The organism is Microbacterium invictum (genome assembly GCF_034421375.1).
In the GTDB taxonomy this organism is placed as follows: Bacteria; Actinomycetota; Actinomycetes; order Actinomycetales; family Microbacteriaceae; genus Microbacterium; species Microbacterium invictum_A.
In genome coordinates this window covers 2,467,160-2,491,135 of sequence record NZ_CP139779.1, presented here as the reverse complement: position 1 = coordinate 2,491,135, position 23,976 = coordinate 2,467,160, and the positions used below count along the sequence as shown (strand labels likewise).

Genomic DNA, 23,976 nt, shown 5'->3' with positions numbered 1-23,976 from the left:
TACGGCCCGCACGCACGGTTGTTAAGACTAACCCAGTCTGTGTCCGAGGTTTCCGGTCCTCTCCGGGTCCGATGCGGCAAGAATCGCGCTCTTTACCGCTCGGGAAAGGTCTCTAGGATCGGTGCAATGGAGTTCTACGGCGCGAGACCGCAGGTCGACCTCACCTACTCGGACGTGTTCCTGGTCCCGCGCCGCTCGGCGATCACGAGCCGTCTCGACGTCGACCTCGCCCCCGCCGACGGCACACCGGCGACCCTGCCGTTGGTGTCGGCGAACATGAACTCGGTCACCGGGGCGCGCCTGGCGGCGACCCTCGCGCGGCGCGGCGGGCTGGGCGTCCTGCCCCAGGACCTGCCGCTCCAGGAGCTCGACGCGGCCATCCGCTGGGTCAAGGCCCAGCCGGTGCCGTGGGACACGCCGCTCGTGCTCCCCGCGGCCGCGACCGTCGCCGACGCCGCGCGGCTGCTCCCCGCGACCGAAGGCCACGGCATCGTCGTCAGTGACGCCCCGGCCGAGCGCGTCCACATCGACGACGTCCTCGGGGTGGTTCCCGCGCGACGTCTCGGTTCGGCTCTCCCCGACGCGCGTCTGGGCGACCTCGCCCGCGGACATGCCGCGTCGATCGACGCCGACGACGTCGACGATGCCCGTCACGCGTTCGATCTCATCGTCGGCGCCGACGCCGAGACGGTGTGCGTGCTGCACCACGGCTTCGTCGTCGGCACCCTCTCGCGTCGGAGCGCACTGCGCACCACCCTCTACCGCCCCGCCGTCGACGCCTCGGGTCGCCTCGCGGTCGCCGCGGCCGTCGGCATCAACGGGGACGTGGCAGCGAAGGCCCGGGCGTTCGTGGCCGCCGGCGTCGACGTCCTCGTCGTCGACACGGCGCACGGACACCAGGACGGCATGCTCCGAGCGCTGCGTGCCGTCTCGGCCGAGGGCCTCGGCGTGCCGATCGTCGCGGGGAACATCGTCACCGCCGACGGGGTAGGCGACCTCGTCGACGCGGGAGCGACGATCCTGAAGGTCGGGGTCGGTCCCGGCGCGATGTGCACCACCCGGATGATGACGGCCGTGGGCCGCCCGCAGTTCTCGGCGGTCCTCGAGACCGCCGAGGCCGCCCGGGCCCGCGGCGCGCACGTCTGGGCCGACGGCGGGGTGCGGTATCCGCGCGATGTGGCGCTCGCGCTCTCCGCGGGCGCTGCCTCGGTGATGATCGGCTCGTGGTTCGCCGGCACCATCGAGGCGCCCGGCGAACTGCTGCGGGATGACGCGGGTCGGGCGTACAAGGAGTCCTGGGGCATGGCCTCGACGAAGGCCGTGCAGGAGCGCTTCGGTCGGCTCGATCCCTACGAGCGGGCCCGGAAGGAGCTCTTCGCCGAGGGGATCTCGTCGTCGAAGATCTACCTCGACCCCCTGCGCCCCGGACTCGAAGACCTCCTGGACATGATCACCTCGGGAGTGCGGTCCTCCTTCACCTACGCGGGCGCGCGGAGCGTCGCGGAGTTCCACGAGCGCGCCCGCGTGGGCCTGCAGTCCGCGGCCGGGTACGAGGAGGGCAAGGCACTCCCCGTCAGCTGGTGATCCCGGCACACCGGGAGATCAGAGCGGGTACTGCCCGGGCTCCCGCCGCATCGTGATCCAGCGCGTCTCGGTGAACGCGTCGATGTTCGCCTGCGCGCCGCCGTGGCGAGATCCGGTGCCCGAGGCGCCGACCCCGCCGAACGGGGCGTTGGCCTCGTCGTTCACCGTCTGGTCGTTCACGTGCACGATCCCGGAGGGGATGCGCTGCGCCATCTCCCATCCCGCCATTGCATCGGCGGTGACGATGCCGAGCGAGAGGCCGTACTCGGTGTCGGCGGCGAGGGCGACCGCCTCATCGTCGGACCTGAACGACACCACCGAGGCGACCGGGCCGAAGACCTCGTCGCAGTAGGCCGCGGCATCCTTCGGAGGGTTCGCGAGCACGGTCGGACGATAGAAGAGGTCCTCGTACGTCCCACCCGCGGCGAGCGTGGCCCCCTGGGCGACGGCGTCCTGCACGAGGGTGTGAACGCGGTCCCGCTGCACCTCGTCGATGAGCGGCCCCAGGTGCACCTGCCCCGCGGCCGGATCGCCGACGATCATCGACTCCGCCTTCGCCGCGAGCTTCTCCACGTACGCATCGAAGAGCGACTCGTGCACGATGTGCCGGCCCACCGTCATGCAGATCTGACCCTGGTGGAGGAACGCGCCCCAGGTGGCGAGGTTGACGGCCTGGTCGACATCGGCGTCGTGACGGATGACGAAGGCCGAGTTGCCGCCGAGCTCGAGGTGCGCCCGGGTGAGGTGGCGGCCGGCGAGCTCGCCCACCGAGCGCCCGGCGCGGGTGGAGCCGGTGAAGGCGACGACCCGCACGCGGGGGTCGGCGATCATCGCCTCCCCGACGTCGGCGCCGCCCGGAACCAGCTGAAGCAGGCCCTTGGGGAGTCCCGCCTCCTCGAAGATGCGCACCATGCTCACCCCGCCGGTGATGACGGTGCGCGGGTCGGGCTTGAGCAGCACCGCGTTGCCGAGCGCGAGGGCGGGGGCGACGGCGCGGATGCCGAGGATCAGCGGCACGTTGAACGGCGAGATGACTCCGACCACGCCGACGGGCACCTGCTGCGCGAGCGACAGACGGGGCTCCTCGCTCGCGAGGATCGATCCGAGGGGCGCCGAGGGGAGCGACGCGGCCTCGTAGCACTCCGCCGCGGTGACATGGAGGGCGAACCCGGCGAGCGGCGGGATGGCGCCGACTTCGCGCACGTTCCAGCCCATGATCTCCTCGGCGTGCTGCTCCCACAGCTGCGCGGCCTTGCGGAGCACCCCGGCGCGCACCGGGTGCGGGGTCGCGGCCCACTCGCGCTGCGCGCGCGCCGCGCCCTCGGCGGCCTTCGCGACATCCGCGGGGCCTGCCATCCCGACCATCGCGAGCGTCTCGCCGGTCGCGGGTTCGACGGAGGCGATCTGCCCTCCTCCGCCGGGCACCCAGGCGCCGTCGATGTGGATGAGACCCCCGAAGACGTCGGGGTCGATCAGGGTCGTAGAGGTGGCGGAATCGGTGACGGTCGACATCGTTGTTCCTTCGTCGGTCGGTGGACGGGGTCCACGGATGGATTCGCGTGAATGCGTCGGGGGAAGACTACGTCGGTTCGGCGGCCGTGGGGAGCGAGGTTCCCACTCATCGGCACCCCGATCCGCCGCCGCGTCCGCGCGCGTCCTGCCGTAGACTTCTCGGCGAGATGGACGACCCTCCCAGTTGTAGACCCTCGCCCCACCGCCCTGCCCCCGCGCTGATCGGGGGTGACGCGTGATGGATTACGTCATGTTGGGCGTGGGGCTGCTCTTGACCGTCGGCACCGGATTGTTCGTGGCGAGCGAGTTCGCGCTCGTCAACCTCGACCGCGCCGATCTCGAGGCCCGCCAGGAGGCGGGGGAGTCGCGGCTGTCGCTGACGATCAGCGCGCTGCGCATCACCTCCACGCACCTCTCGAGCGCCCAGTTGGGCATCACCCTGACCACGCTCCTGACCGGGTACACGATGGAGCCGGCGATCTCGAACCTGCTGCGTCCGGTCCTGCTGGGCTGGGGGTGGCCCGAGGGTCTGGTCGTGCCGCTGTCGGCCATCGTCGGCGTCTCGGTCGCCACCGTCTTCTCGATGATCATCGGCGAGCTCGTCCCCAAGAACTTCGCCCTGGCCGTACCACGCCAGACCGCCAAGCTCGTGATGCCGTTCCAGGTGGCCTTCACCACCGTCTTCCGCCCCGCCATCCGGCTCCTCAACGGCAGTGCCAACGCGGTGCTGCGGGCCCTCGGCATCGAGCCCAAGGAGGAGCTCTCCGGAGCACGCACGGCCGAAGAGCTCTCCAGCCTCGTCCGGCGCTCGGCGAGCGCGGGCGTGCTCGAGAAGGACACCGCCAGCCTCCTGGATCGAAGCCTGAACTTCGCGCGGCTCACCGCCGCCGACGTGATGACGCCGCGCCCCAGCATCCATGCGCTCTCGTCCGACGACAGCGCGGACGACGTGATCCAGCTCGCCCGTCGGACCGGCCACTCCCGGTTCCCCGTCAGCGGCGAGTCGATGGACGACATCACCGGCATCGTGCACCTCAAGGCCGCGATCGGCGTGCCGAGGGAGCGGCGTGCCGATGTGCCGGCCGCAGCCCTCGCGAGCGAGGTCCTGCGCGTGCCCGAGGCCGTCCACCTCGATGCGCTGGTGTCGGAACTGCGGGCCCGGGGTTACCAGATGGCGGTCGTCGTCGACGAGTACGGCGGCACGGCGGGCGTGGTCACGCTCGAAGACCTCGTGGAAGAGATCGTCGGCGAGGTGCTCGACGAGCACGACCGGCGTCGCGCCGGCATCGTGCGGGGGAGCGGCTACGTGAGCTTCCCCGGCGAGCTGCGGCCCGACGAGGTGCGTGATCGCACCGGCATCCGCATCCCCGAGGGAGACGTGTACGACACCGTGGGCGGCTTCATCATGAGCGTTCTCGAGCGCATCCCCGCCGTCGGCGACGCGGTGAGCATCGAGGACGGAGCGCTGGAGGTGCAGCGCATGGACGGCCGCCGCGTCGACCGGGTGCGCTTCACCCCCGCGGTCGTGGCCGCGCGCACCGAGGCCGGGGGTGAGGACCGATGAGCGATTGGGCAGGGATCGCCTGGTTGGTCGTGCTGCTCCTCGGCAACGCCTTCTTCGTCGGCGCGGAGTTCGCCGTGATCTCGGCGCGACGCTCGCAGATCGAGCCGCTGGCCGAGAAGGGCGTCCGCGCCGCCCGCACTGCGCTGTACGCGATGGAGCACGCCACCCTGATGCTGGCGACCTCGCAGCTGGGCATCACGATCTGTTCGCTGCTGATCCTGAACGTCTCCGAACCGGCCATCCATCACCTGCTCGAAGAGCCCCTCGCCCTGACCGGTCTGCCCGCGGGGCTCGTGGACGCGATCGCCTTCGCCATCGCGCTCGTGCTGGTGTCGTACCTCCACGTCGTCTTCGGTGAGATGGTGCCGAAGAACCTCGCCTTCTCGGTGCCCGACCGGGCGGTCCTCATGCTCGCGGCCCCGCTGGTGTGGGTGTCGAAGGTCTTCCACCCCGTGATCTTCACGCTGAACTGGATCGCCAACCACATCGTGCGGCTGTTCCGGGTGGAGCCGAAAGACGAGGCCGCGTCGACGTTCACTCTCGAAGAGGTCGCGACGATCGTCAACCAGTCGCGCATCGAGGGAGTGCTGGACGACTCGGCGGGCACGGTCGCGGCGGTGATGGAGTTCACCGACAAGAAGGCGAAGGACATCGCCGTGCCGCTCGCCGACCTCGTCACCCTCCCCGAGACCACGACGCCGGGCGACATCGAGCGGGCTGTCGCCCGCCACGGCTTCTCGCGCTACGTCATCGTCGGGGCGGACGGCGCGCCGGTGGGCTACGTGCACCTGAAGGACATCCTCCGGGTGGCCGAGGGGCCCGATGCCGCGGTCGACACCCCGATCCCGGCCAAGCGCATCCACCACATGGTGCCCGTGCAGGAGACCACCGACCTCGAGGACGCCCTGGCGCTCATGCGCCGCGACGGCCGCCACCTGGCCCAGGTGCGGGATCAGAGCGGCACGATCACCGCGGTGCTCTTCCTCGAGGACGTCATCGAAGAACTCGTCGGCGAGGTTCAGGACGCCACCCGTCGCGGGCGCTGAGGGCCCTTCGGCGGGCGCTGACACCCGGCTAGGGTGACGGGATGAGCGTCCCCTGGGGTCTGTCCGACACGGCGGCCGAGCTGCACGCCCCGACCGACACCGACGACAAGTACCGTCGCGGCGTGGTCGGGATCCGCACCGGTTCGGAGCAGTACCCCGGCGCCGCGGTGCTCGGTGTCGAGGCGGCGTGGCGGACAGGAGTCGGGATGGTCCGCTATCTCGGGCCCGACCGGCCCACCGGGCTCGTGCTCCAGCGCCGCCCCGAGACGGTCACCGCCAGCGGAAGGGTCCAGGCCTGGCTGATCGGCTCGGGGACGGATGCCGCGACGCGGCCCCCGGGCGAGGGATCGGCGCTCCGCGACATCCTGTCCCGTCCCGAGCCGGTCGTCGTCGACGCCGGTGCGCTCGATCTCATCGCCGATGGGGCGCGCGAGGGCGGGGTGCGGATCCTCACGCCCCATGACCGCGAGCACGACCGGCTGCGCGCCGCGCTCGGCCTCGCGCCGGTCGGGCCCGATGCCGGCGATCATCGTGTCCGCGCCGCGCAGGAGACCGCACGCCGCACCGGTGCGGTCGTGGTGCTGAAGGGCGCGCGCACCATCGTGGCCGAACCGGGTGGGTGGCATGCGCGGGTCGCCCAGGACGGCACCTCGTGGCTGGCCACCGCGGGGACGGGCGACGTCCTGGCGGGGGTGATCGGAGCGGTCATCGCCGGTGCGGCAGCCCGCGAGGAGCGTGCCGGGAGCGGGGGTGCCGGCGGGGCATCCGCCGACCCCGGCATGGAACCCTGGGCACGGCGTGCCGCGGCGGCGGTGTGGGTTCATCAGCGCGCCGGCGTCCGGGCCGCCCAACGTGCGGCCGGTGGTGCCGGGGCGGGCGCCGGGCCCGTGACGGCGCTCGATGTGGCCGATGCCCTGCCGGCGGTGATCGCCGAGGTGCTCGCCGGCTGAGCCCGCGGCGAGGCCCCGACAGGGTTCCGAAGGACCTGCGGCCTAGGATGGGCGCGTGTCGAAGCGGGCGGTGCTGTGGGTGGCGTTCGTGCTCGTGCACGCCGCCGTGGCCGTGCTCGGCTTCCTCCAGCCCAATCAGCCGATGGGCGACGTGTACCTCGTCTACGCGCCCTGGGCCGATCGCGCGGCGATGGGCCTCGGGGTCGTCGGGATCACCGAGAACTGGGTCTACCCCGCCCTGGCGCTGGCGCCGATCCTCGTCACCCACGTGCTCGCGCCGGTGTTCGGCTCGTACCTCGTCGCCTGGCCTGTCGTCGTCACCGCCCTCGATGCGGCGGCGTTCGCGGTCCTCGTGGGGCGGGGCCGGTCGCAGGGCCGCACGGTTGCTGCGTGGTTCTGGCTGGTGTTCATCGTCGCGCTCGGTCCGGTCGGGCTGTACCGTCTGGATGCGGTCACCGTTCCCCTCGCCGTCGCAGGGTGTCTGTGGCTGCTTAGCAGACCCTGGCTCGCCGCGACGCTCCTCGCGGCGGCCACGTGGATCAAGGTCTGGCCCGCCGCGCTGCTCCTCGCCGCCCTCGTCGCCGTGCGTCGCCGCCTCGCCCTGCTCGGCGGTGCCGCGGCGCTGTCGGCGATCGTGATCGGCATCGTCGTCGCGGTGGGCGGAGCGAGGCACCTCTTCGGCTTCGTCTTCGATCAGACCGAGCGCGGCCTGCAGGTCGAGGCGCCCGTCAGCGTCTACTGGCTCTGGCGCGCCGTCGGGGGCGTCGCCGACTCCCGGGTGTACTACGACGATGAGATCCTGACCTGGCAGGTCGCCGGCCCGGGCGCCGCGGCCGTGAGCGAGGCGATGACCCTCGTGCTGGGGGGAGCGGTCGCCGTGGTGACGGTGCTCGGCGCGGTGCAGGTGCGCCGCGGCATCCCGTTCCTGCGGATCTTCCCCGCCCTGGCGCTCAGTCTCGTGCTCGTCCTCATCGTCACCAACAAGGTCGGGTCGCCCCAGTACCTCACGTGGATCGTCGCGCCCCTCGTCGTCGGCCTCGTGCTCGACCGCGACCGGTGGTGGTCGCCGGCCTGCCTGGCGCTCGTCGCCGCTGCCCTCACGCAGCTGGTCTATCCGCTCTGGTACGACCGCGTGCTCGGAGGCGATCCGATCGCCGTCGGCGCGCTGACGCTGCGCAACATCCTGCTCGCCGCGCTCCTGGTGTGGAGTGTCGCCCTCCTCGTGCGATCGCCCCGACGCGTGCCCGCGCCCGCCGCCGTGGACGCCCTGACCTGATCCCGTCTTCCGAGAGGACCACATGCTCGTCGCCTTCTCCGTCGCCCCGAGCGGCACCGGCCGTTCCGACGGCTCCGTTCACGATGCCGTCGCCGCCGCCGTCCGCGTGGTGCGCACCTCGGGCCTGCGGCACCGGACCACGTCGATGTTCACCGAGCTCGAAGGCGAGTGGGACGAGGTGATGGACGTCGTCAAGCGCGCGACCGAGGCGGTCCTGCCCTTCGGGTCGCGGGTGTCGCTCGTGCTCAAGGCCGACATCCGTCCCGGGCGGACGGGCGAGATCGACGCCAAGATCGACCGCCTGGAGCGCGCGCTCGAGAGCGACGCCGACCCGTCGCCAGAGGCGTGACCCGGTCGGCCGAGGAGCCGGGCGCGCCCTCCGCCGCCGACCGACTGGCCCGGGTGCTGGCCGACGCCGCCGGCGAGTCGCGCCCGAGGGCCGAGGACGACGGCGACGATCCCGGTGTGCCGGTCGCCGGCACCGCAGTGCTGCTCCGCGACACGGCGTCGGGGGTCGAGGCGCTGCTGCTGGAGCGGCCCCCGCGGGGGTCGTTCGCGGGCGCCTGGGTCTTCCCCGGGGGGATGGTCGAGCCGGTCGACGCGGCCGGTGGCGAGCCCGGCGACGAGCAGGCGACCGCCCGACGGGCCGCCGTGCGCGAGACGCGGGAGGAGATCGGTCTCGACCTGACGGAGGAGACGCTCGTGACGCTGTCGCGGTGGGAGCCGCCCCCGGGCCTGCCGCTGCGGATCCGCACCTGGTTCTTCCTCGCAGGGGCTTTGCGCACGGGCGACGCGGAGGATCTCGTCCTCGCTGCGGGCGAGGTCGAGCGCGCCCGGTGGCTCCGGCTCGTCGAGGCCCTCGCCGCCCACGGTCGCGGCGACCTCGTGCTGTACCCGCCGACGTGGGTGACCCTTCACGGGCTGGTGGGGGCTGCGGGTGTGCGCGAGGCGATCGAGCACGCCCGGATGGCCGGGGTGCGGCGATTCGACACGGTGGCGCGCCGCGGACCCGACGGACCGATCCTGCTCTGGGCCGAGGATGCAGAATTCGCCGCGCCGGGGCCCGGCGATCGCCGCCATCGACTGGAGATCGGGCGCCTTCCCTGGCGCTACCTGCGCGCCTAGACGGAGAGCAGCCGCGCGAGGTGGTGCCCGACCCGCGCGGTCTCGATGAGGAATCCGTCGTGGCCGAAGTCGCTGACGAGCTCCACAGCGCGGTCGCCGTCGATGTTGTGGCGCAGCCCCCGGGCGATGCGGTGCTGTCCGTCGACCGGGAAGAGGCGGTCGCTGTCGATACCGAGCACCAGTGCGCGTGCCGTCACCCGCTCCAGCGCGCTCTCGACCCCGCCGCGGTCGCGACCGATGTCGTGCGAATTCATCGCCTCGACGAGGGTTAGGTAGCTGTTCGCGTCGAAGCGGCGCGTGAACTTGTTGCCGTGGAAGTCGAGGTAGCTCTCCACCGCGAAGCGTCCGCCGTGGCCGAGCGGGCTGACACCGGACTGCCACGAGCGCTGGAAGCGCGAATTGAGCTCGGTCGGCGAACGGTAGTTCAGAAGCGCCATCCGACGCGCGAGGGCGAGCCCGCGGTGCGGTCCGTCGCCGTCGCCGGCGTCGTAGTACTCCCCGCCCTGGAACCGCGGATCGATGCGGATCGCCTCGAGCTGCACCGAGTTGAGCGCCACCTGGTCGGCGGTGGTCACGGGCGGGGCCGAGAGCACCGCCATCCGTTCCACCCGTTCGGGGTGCGAGACGGCCCACTCCAGCGCGTGCATGCCGCCCATCGATCCGCCGATGACCGCCGCCCAGCTGTCGACGCCGAGCGCGTCGGCGAGGCGCACCTGGGCGGCGACCTGATCGCGGATGGTCAGGTACGGGAACCGCGACGCCCACTCGTAGCCGTCGGGCGCGACGCTCGCCGGCCCGGTCGAGCCCTGGCATCCGCCCAGCATGTTGGGTGCGACCACGTACCAGCGGTCGGTGTCGACGGGTGCGCCCGGGCCGACGATGTCGTCCCACCAGCCGTCGGTGGGATGCCCCGGACCGGCCTCGCCGGTGACGTGGCTGTCACCGGTGAGGGCGTGGAGGATCAGCACGGCGTTGTCGCGAGCCGGATTCAGCTCGCCCCAGGTCTCGAACGCGATGCGGATGCCCGGGAGCTCCCGGCCGCCCTCGGTGCGGAACGCCCCGAAGGCGGCGAACTGGCGTGCTCCTGCCGGGTCGCCGTCGCGCCAGGCGCCGGTCACGGGCGGGCGGCCGAGGAGCAGACGGGCATCGGCCTCTGTCACGGGGGCGCTCGGCACCGTGTCTTCGGAGGTCTGCCAGTCCATGCCTGCCATTCTCGCCGTTGGCCGCGCCGCCCAGCGCCGTGTTACGCCCCCGGCTATTGTGGGGCCCGGGGGGACGCACGTGAGCACAGCACAGGACGCGACGCGCCGCGAGGTGATCGCGCAGTACGGCGTCATCGGCGAGCCTCCCGAGCCCGACCTCGAGGGCCTGGTGCGCCTGGCGGCGACCATTTCGGGGGTGCCCACGGCGGTGATCAACATCATCGACGACCGGCAGCAGCACCAGATCGCCACGGTGGGGATCGCGGCGTCCACCTGCTCGCGAGACGATTCCATGTGCGCGGTCGTCTTCGAGAACGCCCAGCGCGTCATCGTCAGCGATGCCCGACGCGACGAGCGATTCGCTCAGAACCCCTTCGTCACCGGCGACATCGCCCGCATCCGGTTCTATGCCTCGAGCCCCCTGGTGACGCCGGGCGGCGTGCCCATCGGCACCCTCTGCGTCTTCGACGACGATCCCGGCGCGCTCACCGCCGAGCAGGGCGCGGCGCTCGACGTCCTCGCCCGCCAGGTGGTCGACGTCCTCGAGCTGCGGAGGCTCGCGCGCGAGCTGCGCCGGTCGAACGAGGCCCTCGAGGGCTTCGCCCGCCAGGTCAGCCATGACCTGCGCAACCCGCTGACCGCGATCAGCGGATTCCTCGAGCTCGCCGTCGACGCCCCCGAGCTCGCCGGTGCGCCCGCCGCATCCCGGGCCATCGAGCGCGCCGAAGCCGCGGCGCATCGCATGTCGAACATGCTGGACGACCTGCTCGCCTTCGCGCGCGTGGGCGGGGTGCCGCCGACGCCGGTGCGCGTGGACGTCGCAGACCTGCTGGAGGAGATCCAGGATGACCTGCACGCCGCCCTGAGCGACAGCGGCGCGCACATCGCGGTGATCGCCGACTCCGACCTCGAGGGCGATCGGACCATGCTGCGGGTCCTGGTCGAGAACCTGGTCGCCAACGCCGTGAAGTTCGCCGCCGCCACGGGGACGCGGCCGCACGTCGAGGTGCGTGCGGAGCGCTCGGCCGCGGGCATCCGTCTGGTCGTGGACGACAACGGCCCCGGCGTCCCCGTCGCCGAGCGCGAACGGGTCTTCGGGCTCATGGAGCGGGGCGAGAACGTCGTCGCGCCGGGACTGGGGCTGGGCCTTGCCACCTGCCGCCGCATCGTCGAAGCGCACGGCGGGCAGATCGGCATCAGCGACGCGCCGCTCGGCGGTGCCCGCGTCTGGGTCGCCCTGCCCGGATCCGGCCGATTCGAGCCCGCCCCCGTCTGAGCGCACGATGATGGGAGCATGGCGCGCTTCCTTCTCATCGCCGCATCGAGCGGCATCGGCCAGGCCACCGCGGACATCCTGCGCGACGGCGGACACGAGGTCATCACGACCGCCCGCGGCGACCACACCATCACCCCCGACCACATCCTCGACGCCACCGACTTCGCGGCCGTCGACGACGTGTTCGCCGCGGCGGGCGAGCTCGACGGCGTGGCGTGCTTCGCCGGGTCGCTGCTGCTCAAGCCGGCGCACCTGACCACCGCCGAGGAGTACGACGAGGTGATCGCCGCCTCGCTCACGACGGCGTTCGCGACCGTGCGCGGTGCGGGCAAGCACCTCAAGCGCGGCGGATCGGTCGTGCTCGTGTCATCCGCGGCGGCCATGCACGGAACGGCGAACCACGAGGCGATCGCGGCCGCGAAATCCGGAGTGATCGGGCTGGCGCTGTCGGCTGCGGCGACGTACGCGTCGCGGAACCTCCGGGTCAACGCCGTCGCCCCCGGGCTGACCGAGACGTCCTTGACGGCGTCGCTGACCGAGACCGAGGGGGCGCGGAAGGTGTCCGAGGCCATGCACGCGCTCGGGCGCCTCGGCCAGCCCGATGACGTCGCGCGGGCCGTGGCCTTCCTCCTCGACCCCGCGAACGACTGGATCACCGGTCAGGTGCTCGCCGTCGACGGCGGGCTGGCGCGGGTGCGCCCGCGCATGAAGGTCTGACGGCGCCGCGGTCGCGCGCGGCGGTTGGGTCTGGCGGCGGTCGGGTGCACACGGGTGCGCGGCGCCCGGCGTGCGGCGTGCGGCGTGCGGCGTGCAGGCCCACTTCGCACACGCGGAGATTCACGCTCGCGCGGTCGTGTGGGCAGGATCGGTCCGCGGGAGCGTAGATCTCCGCGGGAACCCGGCGGGCTGAGCCCAGGAGTGGCGTTCTGCGGGCGAGGCGCGTGGTGGCATCCTCGCACTCCTGCGGAGATCCACGCTCGCGCGGTCGTGTGGGCAGGATCGGTCCGCGGGAGCGTAGATCTCCGCGGGAAAGTGCGGAACTGAGTGAGGGATGCGGGTCCTGTGGGCGCGGCGGCGGCGTCGCATCCTTTCGCTCCCGAGGAGATCCGCGTTCGCGCGGTCGTGTGAGGCGGGATCGGTCCGTGGGAGCGTGGATCTCCGCGGGAGTGCGCCGGACGGCCACACGCGCTGCCGGAGAAGGGGACGGATGCCGCGGGGGGGGGGGGGGGGGCGTCGTGCCTCGGTGCCGCGCCGCGCCGCGCGTCCGCACCGAGACGCAGAGCGCCCCGCGAACCCTGGTCGAGTTCGCGGGGCGCCCCGGGGCGCGCCGGGTCAGGCGCGCGCGGCCTCCGAGACCTGGCGCGCGGCGGCGAGGGCCTGCTCGAGGTCGGCCTTGAGGTCGTCGACGTTCTCGATGCCCACCGAGAGGCGCACGAGCCCGGGGGTCACCCCGGCGGTGAGCTGCTGCTCGGGCGTGAGCTGCGAGTGGGTGGTCGAGGCGGGGTGGATGACGAGCGAGCGCACGTCGCCGATGTTGGCCAGGTGGCTGAAAAGGGTCAGCGAGTTCACGAACGCGCGGCCCGCATCCACACCGCCCTTCAACTCGAACGACAGCACGGCGCCGACGCCCTTCGGGGCGTAGCGGTTCGCGGCGGCGTACCAGGGCGAGGTGGGAAGGCCCGAGTAGTTCACCGACGCCACGTCGGACTGGTTCTCGAGCCACTCGGCGATCTCCTGTGCGTTCTGCACGTGACGCTCGATGCGCAGCGACAGCGTCTCGATGCCCTGCAGGAGCAGCCAGGCGCTGTTGGGGGAGATGGATGACCCGAGGTCGCGGAGCAGCTGCACGCGCGCCTTGATGATGTAGGCCAGCCCGTCGCCGACCGCCGCGGTGTAGCTCGCCCCGTGGTACGACGGGTCGGGCTCGGTGAAGGCCGGGAAGCGGTCGACGTTCTTCGACCACTCGAACGACCCGCCGTCGACGATCACGCCGCCGATCACCGTGCCGTGGCCGCCGAGGAACTTCGTCGCCGAGTGCAGGACGATGTCGGCGCCGTGCTCGAAGGGACGGATGAGGTACGGCGTGGCGATGGTGTTGTCGACGATGAGCGGAACCCCCGCCTCGTGCGCGACGTCGGCGACGGTGCGGATGTCGAGGACGTTGATCTTGGGGTTGCCGATCGTCTCGGCGAAGAACGCCTTGGTGTTGGGTCGCACCGCGCGACGCCACTCCTCGGGGTCGTCCTGATTCTCGACGAACGTGACCTGGATGCCGAGCTTGGCGAGGGTGTACTTGAAGAGGTTGTACGTGCCGCCGTAGATCGAGCTCGACGAGACGAAGTGGTCGCCCGCCTCGGCGAGGTTCAGGATCGCGAAGGTCTCGGCCGCCTGGCCGCTGGAGACCAGGAGCGCCCCGGTGCCGCCTTCGAGCGCCGCGATGCGCTGCTCGACGACATCCTGCGTGGGGTTCTGGATGCGGGTGTAGATGTTGCCGAACTCGGCCAGCGCGAAGAGGTTCGCGGCGTGGTCGGTGTTGTCGAACACGTACGACGTGGTCTGGTAGATGGGCGTGGCGCGGGCCTTCGTCACCGGGTCGGGCTGGGCGCCCGAGTGGATCTGCTTGGTCTCGAAACGCCAGTTCTCGGGTGCGGACATGGGCTGCTCCTACCGGTCGATGGGTGCCGCGGCGGGTCCCGCGACCTCTCCGAGGGTACGGAAGGCGTCTCGACCCGACAATGGCGGGGAAATGTGACGTAACGCGGGCGCGCAGGCGCGGTGCGCCCGGCGCCGGGCGCGGCTTGTAGCGTGAGGTGTATGACCGATGCCACGACGACGGATGCCGCAGATCGACCGACCGCCCGGCGCGCGGTGGTCACCGGAGCGAGCTCGGGGATCGGCGAGGCGACGGCGCGGAAGCTTCGAACCCTCGGTTGGGACGTGGTCGCCGTGGCGCGGCGGGCGGAACGCCTCGCAGCGCTGGAGAACGAGATCGGCGCGGCCGCGTTCGCCGCCGACCTCACCGCGGCGGCCGACGTCGAGGCGCTCGCCCAGTGGCTCGCCGAGACCGGACCGGTCGACGCGCTCGTCAACGTCGCCGGGGGCGCGCGCGGCGCCGACCGCGTCGAAGACGGCGACCCCGACGACTGGCAGTGGATGTTCGAGGTCAACGTGCTCGCCACGCAGCGCTTCACCGCGGCGCTGCTGCCGCTCCTGCGCCGCGCCGCCGCCGACCGGGCCGCCCACGCCGACGTGGTCTTCGTCACCTCGACGGCCGCGCAGGTCGCCTACGCCGGCGGCGCCGGGTACAACGCCGCGAAGGCGGGGCAGTCGATGATCGCCCACGCGCTGCGTCTGGAGCTCAACGGCGAGCCGCTCCGGGTGATCGAGATCGCCCCGGGCATGGTGCAGACCGAGGAGTTCACCCTCAACCGGCTGGGCGGCGACCGCGCCGCCGCCGACCGTGTGTACGAGGACGTCGAAGCGCCCCTCACCGCCGACGACGTCGCCGACGTGATCGGCTACGCGCTCTCGGCGCCGGGGCACGTCAACCTCGACCTCGTCACCATGCGACCGGTCGCGCAGTCGGCGCAGCACCTGCTGGCCCGCGGGCCGCTGCACGCGCGCACGGCGGGATGATGGCGCGCACGCTCGACGAGCTCGCCGAGGCCGGTCTCCTGGACGCCGGGTGGGCGAACGCCCTCGCCCCCGTCGCTCCCGACATCGCCGCGCTCGGCGAGCGTCTGCGTGCCGAGACCGCCGCGGGCGCCCGCTACCTCCCCGCCGGGGATGCCGTCCTGCGCGCCTTCTCACGCCCGCTCGACGACGTCAAGGTGCTGATCGTCGGGCAGGACCCGTACCCCACCCCGGGGCATCCGATCGGGCTCTCGTTCGCGGTCGACCCCCGCGTCAGCCCTCTGCCGCGGAGCCTGGCGAACATCTACCGCGAGCTCGACGACGACCTCGGCATCGAGCCCGTGGCGCACGGCGACCTGTCGGCGTGGAGCGATCAGGGCGTCATGCTGCTGAACCGCGTGCTCACCGTCCGGCCCGGAGAACCCGGCTCGCATCGCGGGTGGGGGTGGGAGCGCGTCACCGACCACGCCATCCGCGTGCTCGCCGCCCGTGACCGTCCCCTCGTGGCGATCCTCTGGGGGAGGGATGCGGCGACCCTGCGTCCGCTCCTCGGCGAGACCCCCGTCCTTTCCTCGGCGCATCCGTCGCCCCTGTCGGCGAGCCGCGGATTCTTCGGGTCCCGGCCCTTCTCGCGCACGAACGAGCTCCTCGCCGCGCAGGGCGCATCACCGGTCGACTGGCGCCTGCCGGCCGCCGCGTAGGCTGTCGCCATGCTGGAGGAGGAGTACGAAACGGCGAGGCGCCGGGTGCCCCGTCATCTTCGCCGCCGTCCCGAGCCGGAGCGCCCGTTCTCGTTCGAGATCCGCCCGGTCGCCGACGCCGACATCCCCGACATCCGGGAGATCTACAACTACTACGTCACCAACTCCGTGGTCACCTTCGACGAGAAGAAGTGGTCGGTCGCGCAGTGGCGCGACAAGGTCGCACACCTGCACAAGCTCGGCCTGCCGTTCCTCGTGGCCCAGTCGCCGTCGGGTCAGATCCTCGGCTACGCCTACGTGCAGCCGATGTCGAGCAAGTCGGCCTACCGGTACTCGGTGGAGAACTCCATCTACCTCGGGCAGGCCGCGACGGGGAAAGGGCTCGGGCGGGCGCTGCTGGAGGCGCTGATCGCCGCGTGCGAGCAGGCGGGCATCCGCGAGATGGTGGCGGTGATCAGCGACAAGGGCGCCGAGGCGTCCATCGCGCTGCACGAGAAGCTCGGCTTCGAAGAGGTCGGGCGCATGGGCCGGGTCGGCTTCAAGTTCGGCCGGTGGCTCGGAACGGTGTACCTGCAGAAGTCGCTGAAACCTCAGAAGAAGCGCCGCGCGCTCTTCGGGCGCTGATCAGCCCGGCCGGCCGTGCTCGCGCACGCGCTCGACGAGGGTCTGCCACGGTCCTTCCAGGTCGGCGTCGCCGAACTCGGCCTCGCGGTCGGCGCCGTGCCACCTCGCGTGCACCCGCCAGCGGAACCGGTCTGCGCCGCGTCCTGGGCGAGAGGACCCGTCCCAGGGGCAGGCGTCGATGAGCGGCAACCAGGATGACGCGTCGTCGCCCTCGGCCTCCGCGCGCCATCGCCGGGGGATCCCGGTGACACCCCCGGTGCGCTCCACCAGGATCACCACCACCGCGTCCGTGCCGTCGCCGTCATCCGTCTGATCGCTCATCCCCGTCCACGTCGCTCTCTCGGGGCCGCGACGCCTTACCCGGCGAGGTCGACCCCGACGCCCGCCCAGGCGGCGCGCACGGCCGCTGCTTCTTCGGATGATTCACCGTACTCCGCCCGGGCGACGGCGACCGTGGCGGCCGCGAACGTCGAGAAGTCCGCGGTGGGGGAGAGCGTGCCCGACGTCAGGGTGAGATACCAGACCCGTCCCGCGCGTTCCCAGGCGTAGCCGCCGAGGGCGGTGGCGCACAGGTGGAACGCGCGATTGGGGATGCCGGAGTTTATGTGGACGCCGCCGTTGTCGTCGTCGGTCACGACGAAGTCATCCATGTGCCCCGGCTGCGGGTCGCGGCCGAGGATGTCGTCGTCATACGCCGTCCCCGGCGCCGCGAGCGATCGGAGGGCCCGCCCCTGCACGGCGTCAGTGAAGATCCCCTCGCCGACGAGCCAGCTGGCCTCGTCGGCGGTCTGTCCGAAGTGCTGCTGCTCGACGAGCACGCCGAACACGTCGGCGATCGATTCGTTCAGCGCTCCCGACTGGTCCTGGTACTCCAGGCCCCCCGCCGCCTCGATGACCCCGTGAGCGAGCTCGTGGGCGATGACGGTGAGCGATCCGGTGAATCCCGTGAACACCTCGCCGTCGCCGTCGCCGAAGACCATGCGCTCGCCGTTCCAGAACGCGTTGTCGTAGTCGCGTCCGTAGTGCACCGTGGCCAGGAGCGGTGCTCCGGCGCCGTCGATGCTGTTGCGCGCGAAGGCGTCCCAGAACGCGTCGAAGGTGATGCCGAGGCCGTCGAAGGCTTCGTCGACGGCGGCGTCGCCGGTGGCGGGGTCGTCTTCGCCGCGTACCCGCCGGCCGGGCAGCACCTCGCGACCGCCGGCATCGGAGATCGTGCGGTCTGGCGCGGGGGCGGTCTCGGCGGTGATCGTGCCGTCTTCGTCGATCGACAGACGCAGGCGACGGCGGGCGATGCGGTAGGGCGGGGTGGCCTGGAGGGTGGCGCGCGCCGCGGCGGCCGCGTGGGCGAAGGCGGGTTCACCGACCGAGGCGATACGGGCAAGGAGATAGGGGGGGATGATCGCGCGCATGGCGACCACGCTAACGCCCCCCTCCGACGCCGGGGCGGTCGCCGGGCGGATCGATCGTGGGCACGGAGGCCAGCAGCCGCCGGGTGTAGGCCACCTGCGGCTGCTGGAGCACTTTCTCGGTCGGCCCCTCCTCGACGATGCGGCCGTCTTTCATCACCACCACCTCGTCGCAGATGCTCTGGACGACGCCGATGTCGTGCGAGACCATCACGAGGGTGAGGTCTTCCTGACGTCGGAGGTCGGCGAGCAGAGCGAGGATCTGCGCTCGGACGGTGACATCGAGCGCCGAGAGCGGCTCATCGCCGACGAGCAGGCGCGGCCGGTGCACGAGCGCGCGGGCCAGGGCGATCCGCTGCCGCTGGCCGCCCGAGAACTCGTGAGGGAAGCGCTCGGTCATCTCGGCCTCGAGTCCGACCTGCGCGAGCACCTCCCGCACCCTCGCCCGCCGGTCGCCCTCGATGCCCAGGGCCCAGAGGGGCTCTCCGACGATGCGCCCGACGCTCATCCGCGGATCGAGCGAGGCGTAGGGGTCCTGGAACACCACGCCCGTCAGGCGCCGGAGCCAGTGCAGCGAGCGCGCCGAGGCGGTGGCGTCGACGGCGCGACCGTCGACCTCGACGGTGCCGGAGGTGGGGGCATCGAGCCCGAGAAGAAGTCTCACCAGGGTGGACTTGCCCGAACCCGACTCGCCGATGATGCCGAGGGTGCTGCCCTCTCGGACATCGATGTCGGCGTCCTCGAGCGCGGTTGTGTACCCGCGCCGCTGGAAGAGGGTCTTCTTCGGCAGCGCGTGCCGGCGGGTGAGGCGGCGGGCGCTCACGAGGATGTCGCTCACGGCGTCCTCCCCTCGGGGCGCCACAGGGTGGCGGTGGCGTCGCGGAGCAGTCCCCGCGTGACGGGGGAGGCGGGGTCGCGCAGGAGCGTGGCGACCGGGCCGGTCTCGACGATCCGGCCGTCTTCGAGGACGACGGCGTGGGTGGCGACCTGCGCCAAGACGGCGAGGTCGTGGGTGATGAAGATCAGCGACATCCCGTCGTCGGTGACGAGGGCGCGGAGGAGCTCGAGGATCTCGGCCTGGATCGTCACGTCCAGGGCGGTGGTGGGCTCGTCGGCGATGAGCAGCCGCGGCCGGCAGGCGAGGGCCATGGCGATCGCGACCCGCTGGCGCTGCCCGCCGGAGAGCTGGTGCGGGTAGCGCCTGACGATCCCGTCGGGGTCGGGCAGGGCGACGCGCGCCGCTTCGGCGACGGCCCGCGTCGCGGCATCCCTCCTGCTCGCACCCTCGTGGATGCGCACCGACTCGGCGATCTGGCGCCCGATCGTGCGGATCGGGTTCAGCGCCGTGCGGGGTTCTTGGAAGACGATGCCGATCTCGTCGCCGCGAAGCTCGGCGAGCTCTCGGTCGGGAAGGCCGATGAGCTCGCGGCCGTTCCACGACACACTTCCCGACGCGGTCGCACCGTCGGGGAGGAGCCCGAGGATCGCCAGCGCGGTGAGCGACTTGCCCGAGCCCGACTCGCCGATGAGTCCCAGCCGCGCGCCGTCGGGAACCTCGAACGAGATGCCGTCGACGACGCGTCGGCCGTCGATCTCGACGACGAGGTCGCGCACCGACAGGCTCATGCGACGACCTCCGGCACGTGCGTCCGGGCGCGGCGGGCGGACCCGCCCCGGCGGGACAGGGTGGGGTCGGTGGCGTCGCGGATGCCGTCGCCCAGCAGATTCAGCCCGAGCACCGTGAAGGTGATCGCGAGTCCCGGCCACAGCACCGAGAGGGGATACACGGTGAGGTACTGCTGAAGCTCCGCCAGCAGCAGCCCCCACGACGGCTCGGTCGGGGGAGCGCCGAACCCGAGGTACGACAGTCCCGCCTCGGCGAGGACGGCCACGGCCATGCCCCACGACAGCTGGACGATGAAGACCGGCGCGACGTTCGGCAGCAGGTGGCGGACGAGGTTCTGCGCCGGGGTGAGACCCGAGGCCCGGCCGGCGAGCACGAAGTCGCTCTGCAGAACGCGGCGGAGCTCGGGGCGGGTGACGCGGGCGATGTTCACGCCGAACCCGATGCCCACGGCCCAGATCACGACCCAGAGCGACCCGCCCCAGACCGCCGAGATCATCATGGCGATGAGGAGCACCGGGAAGGCGATGAGGATGTCGACGGCCACCGCCACCGTCTCCCGTACCCACCGGCGGGTGAGCGCGCCGAGCGCTGCGAGGGCGAGGCCGAGCACGGTCGCCACGACGCCCGCGCCGACCGCGACGACCACGGTCGTCCGCGAGCCGGCGATGAGGAGGCTCAGGATGTCGCGGCCCGTGCCGTCCGTGCCGAGCACGTGCGGCCACCCGGGCGGCGCCCAGCGGTTCGGGATGTCGACCTGCTGCGGGTCGAAGGGGGTCCAGACGAGCGACACCGCGGCCGTGAGGAGGATGACGGCGACGACGATCAGCCCGAAGCGCCCGGTCGAGAGGGCCCAGAGTCGTCGGAGGGCGCTCATGCCGCCTCCCGCTGCCGAGGGTCGAGGAGGCGGTGGACGAGGTCGACGAAAAAGCCGACGAGCAGCACGAAACCAGTGAGGATCAGCAGTTCGCCCTGCACCATCGGCAGATCCCGAGCGCCGACGTCGCTCACCAGCATCCGTCCGATCCCGGGCAGGCTGAACAGCTGCTCGATGATCACGGCTCCCACGACGATGCCGGCCACCTGGAGGCCGAGCACCGAGATGACCGAGAGCCCGACGTTCGGCAGCCCGTGCCGGATCAGGGCGGCGTTGCGGGTGAGGCCCTTGGCCGCGGCGGTGCGGACGTAGTCCTGCCCGATCGCCTGGAGGGTGGCGCTCCGCACGAACCGCAGCAGCATCGCCCCTTCGATGATGCCGATCGTGAGCGCGGGGAGGATCAGGGCGCGGAGGGCGTCGACCGGCTGGCTCCAGCCGCCCCGGGGGAAGCCCTGGGCGGGGAGCAAGCCCAGCCACACCGCGAAGACCACGACGAGCATCATGCCGGCCCACACCACAGGCACCGCGGCGACGGCCTGCGCCCCGACGCTCAGCGCGGTGCCGTCGGCGCGCCCGCGCCGGAGCGCCGAGAGCACGCCGAGCGGGATGCTGACGGCGAGGGCGAACAGGAGAGACAGGATGCCGAGTGGCACCGTCACGCGGGCCTTCTCGGCGAGCTCAGCGGTCACCGTCAGGCCCGTGTAGAGCGAGGTGCCGAGGTCTCCCCGGAACACCCCGCCGATCCAGTCGACGTACTGGGCCCACAGCGGCGCATTCAGCCCGAGGCTCTCACGGATCGCCGCGACCTGCTCGGGGGTGCCGTTCGTGCCGGCGATCTGCTGCGCGACGTCGCCGGGTAGGACGCGCAGGGTGAGGAAGATGAGCGCGCTGGCCACGAACAGCCCCAGCAGTAGCAGGGCTCCCCGGGTCAGCGCGTACCGGATCACCCGTCGCTCTTGGTCAGCTCTGCAAGGTTCAGGCGGGCGTTGACGCTATCCACGGGCATTCCGTTGATGCCCGCGGCGACCGCGCTCACGCCGGCCCAATTGAACAGCCAGTCCGCCGCGGCATCCTCGGCGACGATGCGCGCGGCCTCGGCGAGAAGGGCATCGGCCTCCGCCTCGTCCGTGGCGCGCAGCGACTGCTCGTAGAGGTCCTGCACCTCGGGGTTGTCGTACGTGAAGTAGTAGTCGGGGTTGGCCCAGTTCTCGAAGTCGCGGGCCTCCGCGTGATTCACGTAGCTGAGCTCGTAGTCTTTGTTCGTGTATACGTCGTTCACCCACACGCCGAAGTCGACCGCGTCGACCTCGAGGGTGATGCCGACCTCGTTGAAATCTGATACGAGGATCTGCGGAATGGTCGTGCCGTAGTCGGCTGGGATCGTGAGGGTCAGCTCGAGGTCTTCCACCCCCGCCTCCTCGAGCAGCGCGCGCGCGGCTTCGGGGTCGTACGGCGCCGTGTCGCTGAGGTCCTCGTAGCCGGGGTCGGGCTCGGGGATGGGGCCGTACAGGGTCTGCCCGGCACCGACCGCCTCGACGATGGCGTCGTGATCGATCGCCTGACGGATTGCCTGGCGCACGCGCTGGTCGTCGAGGGGTGCGGCGGTGCTGTTCATCGCCAGCACGCTCTTGTCGGTGGCGGTGCCGAGCACGACGGTCCAGTCGCCGCTCTGCTCGATCTGCTCGGTGAGGTTCGGGTCGAACCCGGTGAGCACGTCGACCTCGCCCGCGGCCGCGGCGTTCACCGCGGCCTGGTCTTCGGCGATGTACTGGAAGACCACTTCGCCGACGCCCGCGGCGTCGCCCCAGTAGGCGTCGTTGCGGGTGAGGGTGATGCTCGCTCCCTGCTGCCACTCCTCGAGGACGAACGGCCCGGTGCCGTTGGCCGCCGTCTGGTAGTCGACGGTGTCGCCCTCCTTGAGGATGATCCCTGCGCGGCCGGTGAGGTTCCACAGCAGGCTCGAGTCGGGCTGCGCGAGCGTCAGGGTGACGGTCTGCCCGTCCGCGGTGATCGACGACACGTTCGCCAGACGCGCGGAATCCGCCCATTCCGGGGTGTCCTTGCGGGTCTGCAGCGACCAGACCACGTCCTGCGGGGTCAGCTCCTGGCCATCGTGGAAAGTGACGCCCTCCTCGAGCGTGAAGGTGTAGGTCAGGCCGTCGTCCGAAACCTCCCAGTCGCTGGCGAGCGCCGGGACGATCTCCTGATCGGTGGTCCGCGATACCAGTCCCTGATAGACGTTGTCGATGAGCACCTGGTCGAGGGCGGCGCCGGTCGTCTGGCGGATGTCGAGGTTTCCGGGCTCGAGCACCAGCCGGATCGCGACCGAGGCGTCGGCGTCGGGCTCGCCCGTCGCGCCCGTCGGGCCAGGTCCGGTGGAGGCGGTGCAGCCGGCGAGCACGAGGGCGGAGGCGGCGAAGAGAGCAGTGGCGGCGAGGGCCGTGCGGCGAAGCATGTGATTCCTTTCGGGACGGCATCCGGGGGGTGGGGGATGCCTGCCGGCCCGCGCGGGCGAGCCGTGGTGCGGATACAGCCTAGGGAACCCTCGGGAGCCCTGCCGAACCCGTTACACCGAACGCAACAGAAGCGTTAACCCTTCCCGGCCGCGCGACGCAGCTCCGCAGCCAGGGCGACGGGGGCGTCCTCCTGCAGGTTGTGGCCGCCCGCCAGAGTGAGGACGGATGCCGCGGGCACGCGCTCGCGGAAGACGTCGACATCGGCGTCGGTGACGAAGCCGCGCTCGCCGCGGATCAGCGCGAGCGGTACGCGGACGGCGGCGAGATCTTCCCACCCTGCCTCGCCGAGGACCGCGGCGACGGCGTCGTTCCCGGCGTCCGCGGTGCCGTCCTCGGCGGGTGAGGCGCCCGCTGCCGCGGCGAGGTGGGCGAAGTGATGCTTCCATTCCACGCGTCCGTCCGCGCGGACGCGCGAGTTGAAGTACACTCCGCGGGCCGCCTTCTGCCGCGTGCCGCCGCCGAGCCCGAACGCCATCGCACGGTCGACGAGCTCGTCGCGGCTGGCCCAGTCGGTGGGGCCGGCGAAGAATCGTCGGATCTCCGCCGCCCCCGCGTTCGGGTCGAGGCCGGGCGTGATGTCGATCACCACGAGGCTCTCGACGAGATGGGGCTGCGCGGCGGCGACCGCGGCGGCGGTGAGGCCCCCGAGCGACTGCCCCACCAGCACCTGCGGCCCATCGGTCCACGCGGTGATCGCCGCAGCGACGTCGGGTGCCAGCATCCGCCCAACGTAGGCCGCGTCGGTGCGCCACGACGAATCGCCGTGGCCGGGCAGGTCGATCGCGACGGCGGGGAGGCCCAGGGCGATGACCGTCGTGTCCCAGGTGTGGGCGTTTAGCCCGGCGCCGTGCAGGAGCGTCACGACGGGGCGGTCGTCGGGGGAGTCGAACCACCAGCGCAGTCCGCTCACCACCCGGCCGTCGGCGAGGTCGATCTGCAGGCGCTCACCGCGAGGGAGCGGGCCAGTGAGGCCGGCATCGGCGGCCTGATCGGCGAGGAACGAGAACTCATCGGCGGGTTCGGTCACGCGGCCATTCTGCCGCAGGCCCGGCCGCGGGCG

Annotated in this window: 23 protein-coding genes; 12 read left to right on the top strand and 11 right to left on the bottom strand. The window is 72.1% G+C overall.

Annotated features, from left to right (window positions below; genetic code table 11):
- The first annotated feature begins 126 nt into the window (after positions 1–126).
- Entirely contained in the window at positions 127–1,584 is a 1,458-nt protein-coding gene (locus tag T9R20_RS12055) for a GuaB1 family IMP dehydrogenase-related protein (protein WP_322409554.1), read from the top strand.
- 18 nt (positions 1,585–1,602) lie between these two features.
- On the opposite strand, the gene T9R20_RS12050 is transcribed toward T9R20_RS12055, so the two are convergent.
- Complete coding sequence (locus T9R20_RS12050; RefSeq protein WP_322409553.1) at positions 1,603–3,096, bottom strand: aldehyde dehydrogenase family protein; 1,494 nt, start codon at positions 3,094–3,096, stop codon at positions 1,603–1,605.
- A 238-nt stretch (positions 3,097–3,334) separates the two neighbouring features.
- On the opposite strand from T9R20_RS12050, the gene T9R20_RS12045 reads away from it, so the two are divergent.
- The 6 genes from T9R20_RS12045 to T9R20_RS12020 are packed head-to-tail and all read left to right on the top strand — an operon-like array spanning position 3,335 to position 9,057.
- On the top strand, positions 3,335–4,660 hold the full coding sequence (locus tag T9R20_RS12045; RefSeq protein ID WP_322409552.1) for a hemolysin family protein: 1,326 nt from the start codon (positions 3,335–3,337) through the stop codon (positions 4,658–4,660).
- Positions 4,657–5,706 carry a hemolysin family protein gene (locus T9R20_RS12040; RefSeq protein WP_322409551.1) on the top strand — a complete coding sequence of 350 codons (1,050 nt, stop codon included), beginning with the start codon at positions 4,657–4,659 and terminating at the stop codon, positions 5,704–5,706. Before T9R20_RS12045 ends, T9R20_RS12040 begins: the two co-directional genes overlap by 4 nt.
- A gap of 41 nt (positions 5,707–5,747) precedes the next feature.
- Complete coding sequence (locus T9R20_RS12035; RefSeq protein ID WP_322409550.1) at positions 5,748–6,656, top strand: ADP/ATP-dependent (S)-NAD(P)H-hydrate dehydratase; 909 nt, start codon at positions 5,748–5,750, stop codon at positions 6,654–6,656.
- A 55-nt stretch (positions 6,657–6,711) separates the two neighbouring features.
- Entirely contained in the window at positions 6,712–7,932 is a 1,221-nt protein-coding gene (locus T9R20_RS12030) for a glycosyltransferase 87 family protein (RefSeq protein WP_322409549.1), read from the top strand.
- 22 nt (positions 7,933–7,954) lie between these two features.
- Positions 7,955–8,281, top strand: coding sequence for a thiamine-binding protein (locus T9R20_RS12025; RefSeq protein ID WP_322409548.1), 327 nt, complete (start codon positions 7,955–7,957; stop codon positions 8,279–8,281).
- Positions 8,278–9,057 (top strand): NUDIX domain-containing protein, encoded by a 780-nt coding sequence (locus T9R20_RS12020; RefSeq protein ID WP_322409547.1) that lies wholly within the window; start codon positions 8,278–8,280, stop codon positions 9,055–9,057. Before T9R20_RS12025 ends, T9R20_RS12020 begins: the two co-directional genes overlap by 4 nt.
- Here T9R20_RS12020 and metX read toward each other — a convergent pair.
- Complete coding sequence (gene metX, locus T9R20_RS12015) at positions 9,054–10,259, bottom strand: homoserine O-acetyltransferase MetX (protein ID WP_322409546.1); 1,206 nt, start codon at positions 10,257–10,259, stop codon at positions 9,054–9,056. The genes T9R20_RS12020 and metX overlap by 4 nt on opposite strands.
- 79 nt (positions 10,260–10,338) lie before the next feature.
- On the opposite strand from metX, the gene T9R20_RS12010 reads away from it, so the two are divergent.
- Both T9R20_RS12010 and T9R20_RS12005 read left to right on the top strand, forming a co-directional pair.
- Positions 10,339–11,535, top strand: coding sequence for a GAF domain-containing sensor histidine kinase (locus tag T9R20_RS12010; protein ID WP_322409545.1), 1,197 nt, complete (start codon positions 10,339–10,341; stop codon positions 11,533–11,535).
- Positions 11,536–11,553: 18 nt separating this feature from the next.
- Positions 11,554–12,252, top strand: coding sequence for an SDR family oxidoreductase (locus T9R20_RS12005; RefSeq protein WP_322409544.1), 699 nt, complete (start codon positions 11,554–11,556; stop codon positions 12,250–12,252).
- 615 nt (positions 12,253–12,867) lie between these two features.
- On the opposite strand, the gene T9R20_RS12000 is transcribed toward T9R20_RS12005, so the two are convergent.
- The gene (locus T9R20_RS12000; protein WP_322409543.1) at positions 12,868–14,190 is read right to left on the bottom strand and encodes a bifunctional o-acetylhomoserine/o-acetylserine sulfhydrylase; all 1,323 of its coding nucleotides are present in this window, start codon (positions 14,188–14,190) and stop codon (positions 12,868–12,870) included.
- 159 nt (positions 14,191–14,349) lie between these two features.
- Here T9R20_RS12000 and T9R20_RS11995 point away from each other — a divergent pair, with 159 nt between their 5' ends.
- Genes T9R20_RS11995 through T9R20_RS11985 form a run of 3 tightly spaced genes read left to right on the top strand, consistent with a single transcriptional unit; the run spans position 14,350 to position 16,493 of the window.
- Positions 14,350–15,171, top strand: coding sequence for an SDR family oxidoreductase (locus T9R20_RS11995; RefSeq protein WP_322409542.1), 822 nt, complete (start codon positions 14,350–14,352; stop codon positions 15,169–15,171).
- Positions 15,171–15,869 carry a uracil-DNA glycosylase gene (locus T9R20_RS11990; protein ID WP_322409541.1) on the top strand — a complete coding sequence of 233 codons (699 nt, stop codon included), beginning with the start codon at positions 15,171–15,173 and terminating at the stop codon, positions 15,867–15,869. Before T9R20_RS11995 ends, T9R20_RS11990 begins: the two co-directional genes overlap by 1 nt.
- Before the next feature lie 9 nt (positions 15,870–15,878).
- Positions 15,879–16,493 (top strand): N-acetyltransferase family protein, encoded by a 615-nt coding sequence (locus tag T9R20_RS11985; protein ID WP_322409540.1) that lies wholly within the window; start codon positions 15,879–15,881, stop codon positions 16,491–16,493.
- Here T9R20_RS11985 and T9R20_RS11980 read toward each other — a convergent pair whose 3' ends face one another.
- The 8 genes from T9R20_RS11980 to T9R20_RS11945 all read right to left on the bottom strand — a co-directional run bounded on the left by T9R20_RS11980 (position 16,494) and on the right by T9R20_RS11945 (position 23,943).
- On the bottom strand, positions 16,494–16,814 hold the full coding sequence (locus T9R20_RS11980) for a protealysin inhibitor emfourin (protein WP_322409539.1): 321 nt from the start codon (positions 16,812–16,814) through the stop codon (positions 16,494–16,496). It lies immediately after the preceding gene.
- A 35-nt stretch (positions 16,815–16,849) separates the two neighbouring features.
- A complete protein-coding gene (locus T9R20_RS11975; protein WP_322409538.1) occupies positions 16,850–17,902 on the bottom strand; it encodes a M4 family metallopeptidase in 1,053 nt (350 codons plus the stop codon).
- Positions 17,903–17,912: 10 nt separating this feature from the next.
- Positions 17,913–18,737: an ABC transporter ATP-binding protein gene (locus T9R20_RS11970; RefSeq protein WP_322409537.1), complete on the bottom strand. Its 825-nt coding sequence runs from the start codon at positions 18,735–18,737 to the stop codon at positions 17,913–17,915.
- On the bottom strand, positions 18,734–19,525 hold the full coding sequence (locus tag T9R20_RS11965; RefSeq protein WP_322409536.1) for an ABC transporter ATP-binding protein: 792 nt from the start codon (positions 19,523–19,525) through the stop codon (positions 18,734–18,736). The genes T9R20_RS11970 and T9R20_RS11965 overlap by 4 nt, the downstream gene beginning before the upstream one ends.
- Positions 19,522–20,400, bottom strand: a complete 879-nt coding sequence (locus tag T9R20_RS11960) for an ABC transporter permease (protein WP_322409535.1) — start codon at positions 20,398–20,400, stop codon at positions 19,522–19,524. Before T9R20_RS11960 ends, T9R20_RS11965 begins: the two co-directional genes overlap by 4 nt.
- A complete protein-coding gene (locus tag T9R20_RS11955; protein ID WP_322409534.1) occupies positions 20,397–21,347 on the bottom strand; it encodes an ABC transporter permease in 951 nt (316 codons plus the stop codon). Before T9R20_RS11955 ends, T9R20_RS11960 begins: the two co-directional genes overlap by 4 nt.
- Entirely contained in the window at positions 21,344–22,855 is a 1,512-nt protein-coding gene (locus T9R20_RS11950) for an ABC transporter substrate-binding protein (RefSeq protein ID WP_322409533.1), read from the bottom strand. The genes T9R20_RS11955 and T9R20_RS11950 overlap by 4 nt, the downstream gene beginning before the upstream one ends.
- A 134-nt stretch (positions 22,856–22,989) precedes the next feature.
- On the bottom strand, positions 22,990–23,943 hold the full coding sequence (locus T9R20_RS11945; protein WP_322409532.1) for an alpha/beta hydrolase: 954 nt from the start codon (positions 23,941–23,943) through the stop codon (positions 22,990–22,992).
- Positions 23,944–23,976 lie beyond the last annotated feature (33 nt).